Origin of the sequence: Enterococcus sp. AZ163, assembly GCF_050498925.1 — a bacterium.
In the GTDB taxonomy this organism is placed as follows: Bacteria; Bacillota; Bacilli; order Lactobacillales; family Enterococcaceae; genus Enterococcus_A; species Enterococcus_A ferrettii.
Genome location: NZ_JBIPAO010000001.1, coordinates 25,512 through 39,619, shown reverse-complemented (window position 1 = coordinate 39,619; position 14,108 = coordinate 25,512). Strand labels below are relative to the sequence as shown.

Here is a 14,108-nt window from a genome sequence, read left to right as displayed (position 1 = left end):
GCGGCGCTCTAGCCGCGGGGCATACTTGTGTTTAAAATAGTGGTGTTTCTTTGGTAGTAACAAATTCTGCACTTTCCACTGAGAAGAACTGGCGGATGCCATCCTTCTTGAAGAGGTTTAGAGCAGTTAGTTCTTCTAAGCTTGCTTTGACTTCTGCTGGAGTCTTAGTGGTATCCGGTTCGTTATAACTCCAGGTGTGCGTTTTGTCCGCTTCGGTTTTGAAGCGAGCGATTAGTTTTGTTTCGGGCATAGCTTCCTCCTTGGGTTTATTTAGTAACACGAGTTTGGTTGGTAACAATGATGCTGTCTAGGCTGCTGCCATCTCCTGCTAAGTCAGCCATGACTTCGCCTAACTTTGTAATGTCTGATTCTGCTGGGTTTGTGACGATGTTGCTGAAGTTCACTTTCTTTTGTTTGTCTTTGCCTGCTTGTTCGATTTGTACTTGTAATTTGGTGCCTAACTGCTGGATCATTTGGTTTCCTCCTGTGAGATAATTTTTTTGTTCCGGCCGGTGACTAAACAATAAACTAAAGGAATAAAAAAACAAAAGGAGACTTTTGCAAAATACCAGAGACTTTTGCACGATTTTTTTGAAGACTATTGATTTGATCGTAAAGTATAATTTACTAAAAACAAAAGTCTAAGGAAACTTGCAAAAGTCTTGTGAAAACAACGAATAGCCAATAATCCTGCTATGATAGGGATTATTGGCTAAAAAGGCTTCTGATGGAAATTGATGTACAGTGTAAAAATAACTATAGAAACAAAAAAAGAATAACTATATCGAAAATTCTGGGGATATAATAAGGGCAATTTCTCCAAAAAGATCGCTGCAGATCCTTAGTTAAAAACAAGAATCTGCAGCGATCTTTTTAATTAATAGTAGACTGTTTCGTTTTAAGCTAATACAGCCGAGCCTCTATATCTGGACAATCCGCTAGTTGTTGATACCAAAGTAAATGCTCCTCCAATTTGTAATGATTGAAAAACATGCCAGGACTCATGTGCCAGCGTTGAAGCAGGTCTTGGGTGTTTAGCAGCTGTCCAACTGGTGTAGCAGGAAGAGAAACGTAATCCAGTGGACAACCATCTGATTTTAAACTGGAGGCATAGTCTTGCCGATAAGTCGCCAAAGAATAGACAGCCTTGCCGGCTAAGTTGATTAATGAACGTTTGGAAATCGGCAGCTCCAGAGTCAACCCGTGGGTCAGGGTCACAGAGCAGATCCCGTCCTCCTCTTGAATGTGATCAATAGCTAAAGGATTGAACCAGCTAGACTCTTCCGGTTTAAAAACTGGGAACAAAGCAAAATGCTGATTCACGATTGGTACCTTCAATGATGGTAACGCCTTCAACGATTAGCAGGTTCGTGGCATCAGGTGATAATCCATTAAGCGATGCGTTTTAAAGAATGTATTGATGGTTTCCAAGGGGTTTTCCTTGGATAAAAAAGGCAGGTTTTCTCGTATAACAAGAGGCCCTTTTCCATTAGGTATAGGACAAACGAGGATGCTTTGTCCTCTATCGAACTTAACCCAGTCTCTTGGTAGAAGATGATCCAATGTTCTTCGGTTGAAAAGTGCCCAACTGCAAAATCAGCGAAGCTTTCCTCGATTAACTGACGATCATTATTCTTGGCAGCATTTTGAACATCCATAATATACTTGTCCCCTTCTTTGGTATATTCCAAGATATCTCCATCCTGCAAGCCACATTCCTTAGGGAAAAGCACCCTAGCTGATTGCCTATTTTTCGGACCTTTAGTTCCCCCATCATAAACCACTCCTTCTATTTTATCAGAACATGTTCTAACTCTTGCAGTAAGCTTTGGCAACATATTGCTGCTATTTTTTTGGAAAACTTGTTATAATCACAATGATTAGAAAGAAGGATGTTTTATATGAGGACTTATCAAGATGATCCATTGGTACAAAAAAATCGCTGGTGGATATTAGTCTCGGTAGCCTTGTTTGCTTTCATGTCCACCTTGGATTCTAGTATTGTGAACATCGCTTTACCAACTATCTCAAGAGATTTAAATGTACCAATGAATGAGGCGGAATGGGTGGTTTCCATCTATTTAATCGTTGTTTGTGCCTGTCTGCTGCTGTTTGGTAAAATCGGTGACAGCTTTGGAAAGATTAAGGTGTATCGAATGGGTACCATCATTTTTACGGTGGGCTCATTGCTTTGCGGGTTCAATCATTCGCTAGAGTTTCTGCTGTTTAGCCGCGTGATTCAAGGCATTGGTGCTAGCATGACCATGGCAACTAATTCAGGAATTGCCACAGAAGTCTTCCCAATGCAGGAACGTGGAAGGGCATTAGGGGCAATTGGTGCATTTGTTTCCTTGGGATCGATTGCTGGACCAGGAATTGGCGGCTTGATTTTGTCGCAATTTTCGTGGTCCTATATTTTCTGGATCAATGTTCCAGTGGGAATTATCACCATTTTAATCGGTGAAAAATTCCTGCCGAAAGACTTAACTATGTCCAAACGCAAGATCGATTTCTTGGGCTTTGGAACCTTTGCGGTAACGATTATAAGCTTTTTCGGCAGCATCTTCATCGGCCAAGAAATTGGTTATTTACATGCGCTGCCTCTAGGCCTGTTTGGATTAGCACTGATCGCTTTTCTCCTTTTCATCTATGTAGAAAAACGGAAAACCGATCCGTTGATCGTCTTCTCCATCTTTAAAAATAAAATGTTTACCATGAGCTTAATTACAGCGGTATTGATCTTTGCCTCGAACTTTTTTGTCAATGTAGTAATGCCCTTTTATTTACAAAGTGCACGAGGGCTTTCGGCTAGTTATTCCGGTCTCTTGCTGATGGTATTTCCGTTATTAATGGTAGTGGGTTCACCCATCAGTGGATACCTTACAGACAAGATTGGTTCACCAATTCTAGTTATTACAGGTTTAGCAATGCTTTCGTTAACTCAGATTATGTATATTTTCATGAATGAAACAACACCTATCTGGTATTTTGTTATTGCAACAGCCATCATGGGCTTGGGAAACGCACTATTTCAGTCACCAAACAACACGATGGTTATGAGCAGTGTAACCAAAGAGAACTTAGGTGTAGCAGGTAGTATGAATTCTTTTGCTCGGAATTTAGGTATGGTGATTGGGATTGCCTTGGCAACAACGATTCTCTATGGTGGAATGAGTGTAGCTTATGGGGAACGAGTGACCACGTACATTGCCAATCGACCAGATATTTTTGTTTTTGGAATGCGCGTTACCTTTATCGCTTCCTTCGCATTGTGTTTTATTGCATTAGTTATTTCTGCCGTTCGATTCAGAAAAAAGAAGAATGCCTAGTTGTATCAGATGCTTTTAATTGCATTGAAGCTAATGATGGGTAAGGGCTGATAATTAAGAAATTGGCTCAGTTAATCAGTGGAGGATTCTATGGAAAATACAGTAAGTGACATTCAAGGTAAATGGTTGATTCAAGCGTCGAATTTCCCTATGTGGCTTTCAGGGAAACGACTCAATCCCTCCATCACCTATCGTGCGATTAGCGATGAAACTGAGCGCCTGCTGGATTTAGTAGAGTATCAAAAGCCAAATGGCAAACGTAAATCTATTGTTGGGATAGATACGGTTGTTAAAAATGGGTTTGAATGGCGTGGGAAAGGTCTTTTGAAATTATTGCGGAGTCATTGGTCTGTGGCAGGCAAGAACGAAACAATTCTGGTCATTCGTTTTGAAGCTTCTTTGGTAACTCCTGCGGGCGTCGATGTTCTGATAAGAGCAACGGATGATAAAAATGCTGATTTAAAAGAAATTCTTGCAAACTCCTTTGAGAAATTTGGATTGACAACGACGGAATTCGAAAGTTTGACTTGGCTTTAATGATCAGATTCCGTGAAAAAATCTATAAAAGCAGACACTAGCAATCGGGAGCATTTTATCCTGAGGTGCTTTGGAAGGAGAAAAAATAGTGAATCAAGTAGAAGCCTATTTAACCCAAAAAGGGATTCATTTTACTGTCCATGAGCTGCCAGTCGAGCAAGCGGATGGAACTGCAGTCTTAACTGAAGAACCTGCGGATCACAACAAAATCTTTAAGACGCTAGTTATGAAAGGGAATAAGACGGGCGTAATAATCGCAGTTGTTCCCTTGGATGCACGAGTGGATTATAAGAAAGCGGCGAAAGCAACTGGGAACCGTAAAATCGGCTTACCGCCAATGGAATTTGTATTGGAACATACTGGATACGAACATGGAGCGAATACACCAATCGGCATTCATTTAAATCATCCTGAATACTCAATGGTTTTTGATGATAGCATTCGGGAGTATGAACAGGTGATTGTTTCTAGCGGTGAAATTGGCAAAGCTGTTGAATTAGCTGCGAATGATTTATTGGAACTGTTACACCCTGAAATTGAAAATATAGTGAAATAATCAGTGGAAGTCAGTTGTTTAGTTGTAAAACTTGCAGGCGACTTCTTTTTTTTGACCCCTTCTGTTATACTAAAAAAGATGAAACTGTACTAATGGAAAAGGAAAACAGGAGGAGTAGCAGTGGCAACTAAACATGATTTAATTTTAGAACACATTGAAAGTTTGCCCGTGGGTGAGCGCATCTCAGTCCGCAGCATTGCCAAGAATTTGAGTGTCAGTGAAGGAACGGCTTATCGGGCCATCAAGGACGCGGAGAATATCGGATTGGTTTCGACGATTCAGCGGGTGGGGACGATCCGAATCGAACGCAAATTAAAGAAAAATATTGAACGCTTAACCTTTGGTGAAGTGGTTCGAATTATTGAAGGCGACGTTTTAGGCGGTGCCAGTGGATTAGATAAAGATCTAAATAAATTTGTTATTGGGGCAATGACAGAAGAAGCAATGCAGCGCTATATTACACCGGGATCATTATTGATCGTAGGAAACCGGTTAGGTGCGCAACGATTGGCTTTAAAAGACGGCGCAGCTGTTTTGATTACTGGAGGATTTGACACAGAACCAGAAATTTCGCAGTTGGCGGATGAATTGGAATTGCCGGTTTTACGTACGACCTATGACTCCTTTACTGTAGCTACAATGATTAACCGTGCGTTAAGCGACCAGCTAATTAAAAAAGATATCATGCAGGTCAGCGATATTTACATGCCTTTAGAAAAGACTCATTATTTGCAGGCAGGCGAACCGATTGCTAGTTATCAAGCATTATCTGATGAGACTGGCCATTCACGTTTTCCAGTTGTAAACAAAAATATGCGGGTAATAGGCATCGTGACTGCCAAGGATATTTTAGGCAAAGCAGACAATCAGCTGCTTGATCGGGTGATGACCAGAGAACCGATCGTGGTTAAAACGAATATGAGTGTGGCTTCTGTCAGCCATCGCATGATCTGGGATGGACTGGAAATGATGCCAGTAGTCAAAGATGATTTAACCTTATTGGGGATGGTTAGCCGCCAGGATGTTATGAAGGCAATGCAACTGGTTCAGCGACAGCCGCAGATGTCTAACACCATTTCGGACCAGATTGTTGGTGATATCGTGATGATTGATAGCGACCGAGAAGGTAATCCGTTAGATGTACCTTATTTTAAATTCGAGGTTAGTCCGCAAATGGTCAATAGTGTCGGAACGATTTCATTTGGGGTATTAAGTGAGCTGCTAGCCAATGTGGCCCAACGTACTTTGATGATTGATCAACGACGGAATACTTTAATTGAGCAGATGAACCTGCATTATTTACGTCTCATTCAGTTGGAAAGCGAAATTGAAATTCGAACGAAAATATTTGAATTTGGTCGCCGTTCAGCGAAATTAGATTTGGAAGTCTACATTGATAATGTGATTGTGGCTAAGGCCTTAGTGGTTTGCCAAGTAATGGAGCGTTCTTAGAAAGAGGATACTATGAAAACAATGGAAGCAATTAGTGCAGCAATTAAGGAATATGACCGGATTATTATCCATCGACACCAACGTCCAGATCCAGATGCCCTTGGTTCTCAGGTTGGACTGGCGGAAATCCTGCGCTACAATTTTCCTGAAAAGGAAGTTTACCAAGTTGGCGGATCAGTCGAAGGGCTAGAATTTTTAGCTGAGATGGAAACTATCGAAGATCGTTTGTATCAAGATGCTTTAGTAATTGTAACTGACACTGCCAACTCACCAAGAGTCAGTGATAAACGCTTTTCTTTAGGTGACAAGCTGATTAAAATTGATCACCATCCCAACGATGATCCCTATGGCGATATTGTCTGGGTGAACACTAAAGCGAGCAGCTGCAGTGAGATGATTGCAGATTTTGCCTTTGATCAGGATCTGAAATTAAATGAAAATGCAGCTCGTCTTTTGTATGGTGGTATTGTGGGTGATACAGGACGGTTCTTGTATCCAGCTACTACATCACATACGCTGAGAGTAGCAGCTAAATTGGTAGATCATGACTTTGACGCGACTAAGCTGAATCGTGAAATTGAACAGATTTCCTTGAAGGTCGCAAAACTTTCAGGTTATCTGTATCAGAATTTAGAAGTAGATGAAAATGGTGCGGGACAAGTTGTATTGAGCCAAGAAATTATGAAAAAATATGATATTGTGGATTCGGAAACCTCTTCGTTGGTTCCTTTGCCTGGAGTGATTGATCATGTGCTTGCTTGGGGGTTGTTTGTTGAACAACCAGAAGGCTACTACCGTGTACGATTGCGTTCAAAAGGGCCGGTTATCAATGAGTTAGCTAAAAAACATCACGGCGGCGGACATCCCTTAGCCAGTGGTGCCAATGCTCATGATGATAAAGAGCGAGCGGAAATCTATCGAGAATTACAGGCTTTGTGTGCAGAATTTAAGCGTTAAATTTTTTTCAAGAAAGCGGTTGACAAAATGGTTATTGGTCTATACAATTAGAATTGTTAACAAATACTGTTTCATGTGACTAGATCATACTAGGCATGGAAGGAACTCACAAGGAAGCGACCTTGTGTTTCTTCCATGTCTTTTTCTTTGGCCAAGAACTAGTTGAAATAGTGAAAAATTCTGCAGAATGAGGAAGAGTATGAAAATTAAAAAGATTTTGAATCAAAATGCAGTGTTGGTAGATGATCATGGGGAAGAGAAGGTAGCTATAGGCAAAGGGGTAGGCTTCAGCAAGCAAAAGAATGACTTGATTTTTCCTAAGGATGTCGAGCATTTGTTCGTTATGGAGCCGGAAGGACAGCAAAAGTTACAGAACTTATTGAATCAAATTGATGAGAAGTATTTCTTTGCGGCTGAGCATATTATCGATCATGCGGAAACCGTCCTAATGGAAAAATTAAACGAGCATATTTTTGTTGCACTCACGGATCACATTGCTTTTGCGGCACAAAATATCACCAATGGCATTGTCATTCGTAATAAGTTGTTAAGTGAAATTGAGGTTCTGTACAATGAAGAATTTGCTATCGCACAATGGGCAGTGGATTATCTAAATCGCACGTTAAGCATTCCTTATGGCTACGACGAAGCGGGTTATATTGCCATTCATATTCACAGTGCTCGTATGGGGAAAAGCAATAATTACTCTAGTATTCGTGAAGTGACGATCATTTCTGAAGTCATCAACATTATTGCCGAAGAGGTGGGTGTTGATATCTATTCAAAGGAAATGGCCTTAGATTATTCTCGTTTAGCTAACCACCTGCGTTTACTTTTGCAGCGGTATCAAAAACAGCGCTATGCTTCTCTAGACATGGATATTATTGAGATGGTTCGCAGCAAGTATACGGAAAGCTACCAAATTGCTAAAAAGATTCGAGTTTTTTTAATGAAAAATTATCAGCTGGCAATCACTACAGAGGAGTTAGGGTATCTAGCGATTCATGTAGAGCGATTGCGGGGGGCAAAAAATGATTTTAAAGGGGAAGAATAAATAATGAAAGCTTATATGCAGCGAATGGGTCGTTCATTGATGCTACCGGTGGCTGTTTTACCAGCAGCATCAATTTTAGTAGGGATCGCTAACTGGATTGTGGGAATGGGTGTATCCAATGCAGCTACCACTTTCTTGATGAATAGTGGATTGGCAATTTTAGACAATTTGGCATTGCTGTTTTCAGTCGGATTAGCGTTAGGGATGTCGAAAGATAAAGATGGAGCTGCTGCTCTAGCAGGGCTGGTTGCATACTTAGTACCTAAAGCAGTTTTAGCTTCGGCCTCAGTTCAGTTATTACTAGGCCTTGGAGATATCGCAGATGTAAATCCTGCATTTAACAGTATGGGGAATAATGTATTTGTAGGGATTATTGCGGGTCTTACCGCAGCGGAAATGTACAATCGCTTTAGTGGAGTAAAACTCCCAATGGCCTTGTCGTTCTTTAGCGGAAAACGGCTAGTACCTATCATGTCAGCAGTAGGAATGTTAGTGATTTCTGGGGCCCTATTGTTCATATGGCCAGTAGTTTACAACGTGCTAGTAACACTAGGTGAAGGAATCTCTGGTTTAGGATTTATCGGGGCTGGCTTGTATGGGCTATTTAATCGGCTGCTCATACCTACAGGGCTGCACCATGCATTAAACTCTGTTTTCTGGTTTGATGTAGCAGGAATCAACGATATCGGGAATTTCTTAGCTGGTCAGCAAGCTATTGATGAAGGTTTAGCAATTGTAGGGAAAACTGGTATGTATCAGGCTGGCTTTTTCCCAGTGATGATGTTCGGTTTACCAGCAGGAGCATTAGCGATTTATCAATGTGCAAGACCTGAAAAGAAAAAAGTAACGGCTTCTTTAATGATTGCAGCGGCGTTTGCTTCCTTCTTTACAGGTGTTACTGAACCTCTGGAATTTTCTTTCATGTTTGTTGCATGGCCTGTATATGTCCTGCATGCTATTTTCACTGGATTGTCTTTAGCAGTAAGTGCATTCTTCCAATGGACAGCTGGTTTTGCCTTCAGTGCAGGATTTGTTGATTATTTCTTATCCTTGAAAAACCCAGTGGCAAACCAACCGCTGATGTTGATTTTACAAGGCTTGGTTTTTGCCTGCATTTATTACTTTGGTTTCCGTTTTGCTATCACTAAGTTCAACCTAATGACTCCAGGACGTGAAGAAGGTGATGGAGAAGAAATGCCAGATATTGATACTACTGGAGATAGCAAACATGCTGTAATGGCGCAAAAGATTTATGATGCACTAGGTGGGGCTACCAATGTAACGACAATTGACAATTGTACAACTCGTCTTCGTATGCAAGTACAAGATACTGGTGCTGTTGACCAAAGCAAGATTAAAGCAACTGGAGTACCTGGTCTGAAGGTGATTGATGATAAAAATATTCAAGTAATCGTCGGAACGGAAGTACAATTTGTAGCCGACGAAATGAATCGTCTGCATCACGGCGCTGCTGGAACAGCGAATGCCGCTGTTGAGAAAGTAGCTGTAGAAGCAGTGTCGAAGAATCAAGAATTATTTGCAGTAGCCAATGGTAAATTACTACCGATTACTGAAGTTTCTGATGATGTCTTTTCAGAGAAAATGATGGGTGATGGCTATGCAGTTTTACCAGTATCTGGCGAAATTTTTTCACCAGTAGCTGGTACGATCTCCAGTGTATTCCCAACGAAACATGCGGTAGGAATTACTACTCCTACGGGTGTTGAAGTATTGCTTCACATGGGATTAGACACAGTGGATCTTGGCGGAACACCGTTTACTGTTTATGTAAAAGCGGGACAACAGGTTGGACGCGGTCAAATGATCGCTCAAGCCGATTTGGAAGCAATTAAAGCGGCTGGAAAGAAAACCGACATGATTGTTGCCTTTACAAATGGTGAAAAAGTAGAACAGTTGACGATTGAAGCAGCAAAAGAAGTAAGTGCGAATGATATTGTTGGCGAATTAGTTAGTAAATAAGAGAAGGACGGCTTTCTTTAGAGGGAAGCCGTCTTTTTTTAGCATAGAGAGAATTCACCAATATTGACGCTTAGCTAATGATGGCAATCTTTAGGATGTCCGGCTGGACAAACTAGCTTTGTTGCATAAGTTAAATAGAGTGAGTTCGTGCAAAACCGAAAGAAAGTGAGAGCAGCCCTTTTCAAAGAGGGCTTTTTTCGCTAAAATAAAGCATCAAATAAAAAAGGAGACAAGACATGTCATTACCAAATTGCCCGCTATGCCAATCAGAATATACGTACGAGGACCGCAATATGTTTGTATGCCCGGAATGTGGACATGAGTGGAAAGAAGACGCAGAGGCGTCTGCTGAAGAAGGACTCGTTGTCAAAGACAGCAACGGCAACCTTTTACAGGATGGCGACAGCGTTACAGTGATTAAGGATTTGAAAGTGAAAGGGGCTTCTAATCCGATTAAACAAGGAACAAAAGTCAAAAATATTCGCTTAGTTGAAGGCGACCATGATATCGACTGCAAAGTGGATGGCTTTGGTCCTATGAAATTGAAATCTGAATTTGTTAAAAAGCTCTAGAGAGTTTCTTAGGGCCAGCTTCACACTTTTTTCATTGCTTTCTGTTACACTATTAATAGAAAGATAAGATAGGGGAAATGTATATGTACGGCTATGGATTTGGATTCTTTGATCCGACTTTCTTTTTAGTTATCCTCGGATTGGTGATTAGCGGTGCTGCTTCAGCTTATGTCAATTCCACATTTCGTAAATATGACGAAGTGCGCAGTCGTAACGGACTGACTGGAACACGAGCTGCCCAGTATATTTTGCAAAATCAGGGAATCAACGATGTCGGTGTACAGCAGATCGCAGGGGATCTAACGGATAATTATAACAGTGGAAACAAGATGTTAAGCTTGTCAGAAGCCACTGCACAATCTACTTCAGTTGCTGCAATTGGTGTTGCTGCCCATGAATGTGGTCATGCAGTACAAGATGCGAAGGGGTATGCTCCCTTGAGAATTCGACACGCAATTGTGCCAGTTGCTAATTTTGGTTCAACGATTGCTTTTCCAATTATTTTGATTGGAGTATTCATGAGTTGGAACTCAACACTGATTAATATCGGGATCGCAGCCTTTTCGTTAGCGTTGGTTTTCCAATTGGTTACTTTACCAGTGGAATTTGATGCTTCTCGACGGGCACTAGCGATTTTGCGAGATGGCAACATGCTGGAACCAGATGAATTACAAGCAGCTCGTAAAGTACTGACAGCCGCTGCAATGACTTACGTTGCGGCAGCCTTAGCAACCTTCTTGCAATTGCTGCGTCTAATTCTACTATTTGGTGGCAATCGCAATCGAAATTAAACAAAAGCTGTAAGCATCTAATTAGGATGTTTACAGCTTTTTTGTAGGCTTCATTAATAAAAATGCTTTGAAATTGCTAAAATCATTGTGTTGTGGCGTTTCATATACGCCGATAGGGACGAATCCCCTTTGAGCATAGAAATTTTTGGCTAACTGATTCTTATCGCTGACATAGAGATAAAGAGCCTCTCCCAACTGCTCTGCTGCGGCTAGAAGTGCCTGGGCGACGCCACGTTTGCGAAAATCAGGATCAACAAATAACTGTTGAATTAACAGTCCCTTCAGTGGTTGTGGTTCGAATAAATTGTCCTTCGCTAATTTTTCCAACAGTCCCTCCTCTGCGATTAACAGGAAGCCGATAATTTGATCGTTTAAGGTAGCTAAATAGACTTTTTGGGAAAGGTCGAAGGCTTCGTGATCAATAATTCCTTCGCCATCAATTGTTGACAAGTGCTTTAAGCTGTATTGTTTGGCTTGTTGGAATTTTGGATGAGAGGCAAGACATTCGTTAATGATCATAATTGTTCCTTTTTTTCTATTCAGTATAGCAAGCCGAACGAGAATTAACTACTATTACTTTCAAAGTAAAAAAGAGAGAGTTCTTATTATTGTTCATCTTTAGAGTGTGGTATGATTAAATTAGCAAATAAAGGAGCTGATACCCATGAAAAGAGCAACGAAAATTAAGATCGGTGTAAGTGTCATTGCGGTAGCTAGCGTTGCCACAGCAGTGATTGCCTCTGGCAAGATTCTGGACAAGGCCCGTCATGTTTCGAATCGCCATAAAGTGAAAAAGTTTGTGAGTGATAAATTCGACGGCAATGAGAAAGTAATGGACATCGTCGACAAGCTATCTGACGATGATTTAGACAACCTGATGAACATCCTTGGTAAGATCAAAGATGGGAAGAAACGTGTCTCGGTATACGGTGATTCCATCAAAGAAACCACGGATGATTTGAAAGATAAGATTATGGGCTTTGTGGAAAACGTAATCGATTAATGAATAAACACCTGTTACCAGCGAGTACTAAGCTGGCAACAGGTGTCTTTATGTTTAAAGCTAACGCAACTGATCACGTGCCTTTACGGGAACTTGAGCTGGTAAAATCTCTCGCCAACTGCGAACGTTTTGTCCTTTGGTGACCACTTCTAGATAACGTCCGGAAGCAACATGTTTATTAAATTTCTGGTAGCTGATTTTTCTAGCTTGCCCATAATTGTCATAGCTGGTGGTAACGTAGACTGGTTCTTCCTGGGTAGTACGTGCGATAACCGAATCAGAGCTGTGAGCCGTTCTGATATAAACCTTCTCTTCTTTGACGAAAGGATTGAGGTGGTCAGCGGTTGAGGCCCAGCGATGGACACAGTCCTTGGTTAAGTGAGGCTGTATCAATAAGAAGCTTACTACAAATAGAAGGAAAAGAAGTCCGTATTTATATTTTCTCATGCTCGCCCCTCCTTGCTAAAACACTCTACCTTTATCATACAACCAAGAAGTTTTTTTAAAATCAGTCATAAGTCTGAATATCGTAAAATTTTTACTGACTTTTGCGTAAAATATGCTAAAGTTAAAAACGAGGTGAAGCGTGTGGAACGAATCAGTTCATTTACTGAAGAAGAAAAAAATGAGTACATGCAAGAAGCAATTAAGGAAGCTCAGAAGGCTGAGAGGATTGCGGAGGTACCAATTGGAGCGATTATTGTACATAATAAAGAAATCATTGGTCGTGGCCATAATCTGCGGGAGCACAGTCAGGATGCGACTAGTCATGCTGAAATGTTCGCGATCCGTGAAGCTTGCAAAGGTTTGGACAGCTGGCGCTTAGAAGAATGCCAACTGTTTGTCACCCTGGAGCCCTGTCCTATGTGCAGCGGTGCAATGATCTTGTCGAGGATAGAGGAAGTCTATTTTGGTGCATTTGATCCAAAAGGCGGAACAGCTGGGACCTTAATGAATTTATTAACAGATGAAAGATTTAATCATCGAGCCTACGTAGAAGGCGGTATTTTAGAAGAAACCTGCGGAAAATTACTAACTAATTTTTTTCAGCATTTACGAGAAAAGAAAAAACAAATGAAAAAGACTAGCCAAGAAGACTAGAATTTGTTATACTAATTTTTGCCGAAAGGCTAGGACAATGTCGGGCTTGTGAATTGTGTCAGATCTGGAAGGAAGCAGCACTAAGCAGGATCCGGCATGTGTCTGAAATTAAATAGACAATCATCCAACAGGCTGAGGCCTGTTTTTTTTTTCGAAAAAAGATTGCGTTACCTGCTTTTCTTATACTATTATGAAGTTGAAGGGTATTGGCAGCAATTAGAAATGAAAAAGTGAAGGGGCGACTAATACAATGAAAAAAGCAACGCCTAAAAAACAAACATGGTCGGGGAAATATCCGCGTTTAAGTATAGCAGCCGGAATTGCGCTTATTATTTTGGGGATAGCTGTTTCTGACAGTGATCTGCTTAACTCCTCCAGCTCAATAGCATCCAATGACTATGCAAACGAGGAGTATTGGGAAGAAGACGAAGCGTTGGATTACATCGATGAAGTGAAAAACTGGGACCGCGGTACTTATGAAAACATCCAAGTAGCAACCACCAATGTGGAGTACGACGAGGATGACGAAACATCGATTGAAACCTATTCTCATGGTGATTCTTATGAAGAGCTTGTGGAAGCTGTAGGACCACCAACTAGAACCTTTACCAACAAAGGAGATGCTACCCGTCCGTCGATTGTGGACGCTGACTGGGAGAAAGATTTTGAGGATGGCGGCTACATTTCGATCAATATTCGCTATGAAAAAGATACAGGACAGATTATTTCGAAAGACTGCTATGGCAGCTTTTAAACAAAGAAACCCGTGAAATCTA

The 14,108-nt window shown here is 41.1% G+C and carries 18 protein-coding genes and 1 other RNA gene; 13 read left to right on the top strand and 6 right to left on the bottom strand.

Translation table 11 applies throughout. The features are described 5' to 3' along the window. Window positions 1-31 precede the first annotated feature (31 nt). From IGI46_RS00225 to IGI46_RS00210, 4 genes are all read right to left on the bottom strand, one after another. On the bottom strand, window positions 32-250 hold the full coding sequence (locus IGI46_RS00225; protein ID WP_207703723.1) for a DUF2922 domain-containing protein: 219 nt from the start codon (window positions 248-250) through the stop codon (window positions 32-34). Window positions 251-266: 16 nt separating this feature from the next. Then, window positions 267-473, bottom strand: a complete 207-nt coding sequence (locus IGI46_RS00220) for a hypothetical protein (protein WP_429972602.1) — start codon at window positions 471-473, stop codon at window positions 267-269. Between the two features lie 430 nt (window positions 474-903). Further along, on the bottom strand, window positions 904-1,356 hold the full coding sequence (locus IGI46_RS00215) for a competence protein ComK (protein ID WP_429972601.1): 453 nt from the start codon (window positions 1,354-1,356) through the stop codon (window positions 904-906). Window positions 1,357-1,391: 35 nt separating this feature from the next. Beyond that, entirely contained in the window at window positions 1,392-1,838 is a 447-nt protein-coding gene (locus IGI46_RS00210) for a hypothetical protein (RefSeq protein WP_429972600.1), read from the bottom strand. A gap of 63 nt (window positions 1,839-1,901) precedes the next feature. Here IGI46_RS00210 and IGI46_RS00205 point away from each other — a divergent pair, with 63 nt between their 5' ends. From IGI46_RS00205 to IGI46_RS00165, 9 genes are all read left to right on the top strand, one after another. After that, window positions 1,902-3,329, top strand: coding sequence for an MFS transporter (locus tag IGI46_RS00205; RefSeq protein ID WP_429972599.1), 1,428 nt, complete (start codon window positions 1,902-1,904; stop codon window positions 3,327-3,329). Between the two features lie 90 nt (window positions 3,330-3,419). After that, complete coding sequence (locus IGI46_RS00200; protein ID WP_429972598.1) at window positions 3,420-3,866, top strand: hypothetical protein; 447 nt, start codon at window positions 3,420-3,422, stop codon at window positions 3,864-3,866. Window positions 3,867-3,954: 88 nt separating this feature from the next. Next, window positions 3,955-4,422: a YbaK/EbsC family protein gene (locus tag IGI46_RS00195; protein ID WP_429972597.1), complete on the top strand. Its 468-nt coding sequence runs from the start codon at window positions 3,955-3,957 to the stop codon at window positions 4,420-4,422. A 120-nt stretch (window positions 4,423-4,542) separates the two neighbouring features. Continuing rightward, window positions 4,543-5,874 carry a DRTGG domain-containing protein gene (locus IGI46_RS00190; protein ID WP_429964360.1) on the top strand — a complete coding sequence of 444 codons (1,332 nt, stop codon included), beginning with the start codon at window positions 4,543-4,545 and terminating at the stop codon, window positions 5,872-5,874. A gap of 12 nt (window positions 5,875-5,886) precedes the next feature. After that, window positions 5,887-6,831 (top strand): DHH family phosphoesterase, encoded by a 945-nt coding sequence (locus tag IGI46_RS00185; protein WP_429964359.1) that lies wholly within the window; start codon window positions 5,887-5,889, stop codon window positions 6,829-6,831. A gap of 199 nt (window positions 6,832-7,030) precedes the next feature. Then, a complete protein-coding gene (locus IGI46_RS00180) occupies window positions 7,031-7,885 on the top strand; it encodes a PRD domain-containing protein (protein WP_207704171.1) in 855 nt (284 codons plus the stop codon). 3 nt (window positions 7,886-7,888) lie between these two features. Beyond that, the gene (gene nagE / locus IGI46_RS00175; protein WP_429964358.1) at window positions 7,889-9,865 is read left to right on the top strand and encodes an N-acetylglucosamine-specific PTS transporter subunit IIBC; all 1,977 of its coding nucleotides are present in this window, start codon (window positions 7,889-7,891) and stop codon (window positions 9,863-9,865) included. Window positions 9,866-10,101: 236 nt separating this feature from the next. After that, window positions 10,102-10,437 carry a zinc ribbon domain-containing protein YjdM gene (locus IGI46_RS00170; protein ID WP_207704173.1) on the top strand — a complete coding sequence of 112 codons (336 nt, stop codon included), beginning with the start codon at window positions 10,102-10,104 and terminating at the stop codon, window positions 10,435-10,437. Between the two features lie 83 nt (window positions 10,438-10,520). Further along, window positions 10,521-11,228 (top strand): zinc metallopeptidase, encoded by a 708-nt coding sequence (locus IGI46_RS00165; protein ID WP_207704174.1) that lies wholly within the window; start codon window positions 10,521-10,523, stop codon window positions 11,226-11,228. 30 nt (window positions 11,229-11,258) lie between these two features. Here the strand turns inward: IGI46_RS00165 and IGI46_RS00160 are convergent, their stop codons facing one another. After that, entirely contained in the window at window positions 11,259-11,747 is a 489-nt protein-coding gene (locus IGI46_RS00160; protein ID WP_429964356.1) for a GNAT family N-acetyltransferase, read from the bottom strand. Window positions 11,748-11,892: 145 nt separating this feature from the next. On the opposite strand from IGI46_RS00160, the gene IGI46_RS00155 reads away from it, so the two are divergent. Continuing rightward, window positions 11,893-12,231 (top strand): hypothetical protein, encoded by a 339-nt coding sequence (locus IGI46_RS00155; RefSeq protein WP_207704176.1) that lies wholly within the window; start codon window positions 11,893-11,895, stop codon window positions 12,229-12,231. A gap of 60 nt (window positions 12,232-12,291) precedes the next feature. Here IGI46_RS00155 and IGI46_RS00150 read toward each other — a convergent pair whose 3' ends face one another. Then, complete coding sequence (locus tag IGI46_RS00150) at window positions 12,292-12,678, bottom strand: YxeA family protein (protein WP_429964355.1); 387 nt, start codon at window positions 12,676-12,678, stop codon at window positions 12,292-12,294. Between the two features lie 141 nt (window positions 12,679-12,819). Between IGI46_RS00150 and tadA the strand changes: the two genes are divergently transcribed. From tadA to IGI46_RS00135, 3 genes are all read left to right on the top strand, one after another. Then, complete coding sequence (gene tadA, locus IGI46_RS00145; protein ID WP_207704178.1) at window positions 12,820-13,332, top strand: tRNA adenosine(34) deaminase TadA; 513 nt, start codon at window positions 12,820-12,822, stop codon at window positions 13,330-13,332. A 26-nt stretch (window positions 13,333-13,358) separates the two neighbouring features. Beyond that, an RNA gene (ffs, locus tag IGI46_RS00140) (signal recognition particle sRNA small type) lies at window positions 13,359-13,445 on the top strand. A gap of 137 nt (window positions 13,446-13,582) precedes the next feature. Further along, window positions 13,583-14,086, top strand: a complete 504-nt coding sequence (locus IGI46_RS00135; protein ID WP_429964354.1) for a hypothetical protein — start codon at window positions 13,583-13,585, stop codon at window positions 14,084-14,086. Window positions 14,087-14,108: the final 22 nt, after the last annotated feature.

Bases quoted from the DNA above. Each gene is read 5' to 3' on its own strand.
- IGI46_RS00170 (WP_207704173.1), top strand. From the start codon at position 10,102: ATGTCATTACCAAATTGCCCGCTATGCCAATCAGAATATACGTACGAG.
- IGI46_RS00185 (WP_429964359.1), top strand. From the start codon at position 5,887: ATGAAAACAATGGAAGCAATTAGTGCAGCAATTAAGGAATATGACCGG.
- IGI46_RS00205 (WP_429972599.1), top strand. From the start codon at position 1,902: ATGAGGACTTATCAAGATGATCCATTGGTACAAAAAAATCGCTGGTGG.
- nagE (WP_429964358.1), top strand. From the start codon at position 7,889: ATGAAAGCTTATATGCAGCGAATGGGTCGTTCATTGATGCTACCGGTG.
- IGI46_RS00150 (WP_429964355.1), bottom strand. From the start codon at position 12,678: ATGAGAAAATATAAATACGGACTTCTTTTCCTTCTATTTGTAGTAAGC.
- IGI46_RS00210 (WP_429972600.1), bottom strand. From the start codon at position 1,838: ATGTTGCCAAAGCTTACTGCAAGAGTTAGAACATGTTCTGATAAAATA.
- IGI46_RS00220 (WP_429972602.1), bottom strand. From the start codon at position 473: ATGATCCAGCAGTTAGGCACCAAATTACAAGTACAAATCGAACAAGCA.
- IGI46_RS00200 (WP_429972598.1), top strand. From the start codon at position 3,420: ATGGAAAATACAGTAAGTGACATTCAAGGTAAATGGTTGATTCAAGCG.
- IGI46_RS00225 (WP_207703723.1), bottom strand. From the start codon at position 250: ATGCCCGAAACAAAACTAATCGCTCGCTTCAAAACCGAAGCGGACAAA.
- IGI46_RS00155 (WP_207704176.1), top strand. From the start codon at position 11,893: ATGAAAAGAGCAACGAAAATTAAGATCGGTGTAAGTGTCATTGCGGTA.
- IGI46_RS00180 (WP_207704171.1), top strand. From the start codon at position 7,031: ATGAAAATTAAAAAGATTTTGAATCAAAATGCAGTGTTGGTAGATGAT.
- IGI46_RS00165 (WP_207704174.1), top strand. From the start codon at position 10,521: ATGTACGGCTATGGATTTGGATTCTTTGATCCGACTTTCTTTTTAGTT.
- IGI46_RS00135 (WP_429964354.1), top strand. From the start codon at position 13,583: ATGAAAAAAGCAACGCCTAAAAAACAAACATGGTCGGGGAAATATCCG.
- IGI46_RS00160 (WP_429964356.1), bottom strand. From the start codon at position 11,747: ATGATCATTAACGAATGTCTTGCCTCTCATCCAAAATTCCAACAAGCC.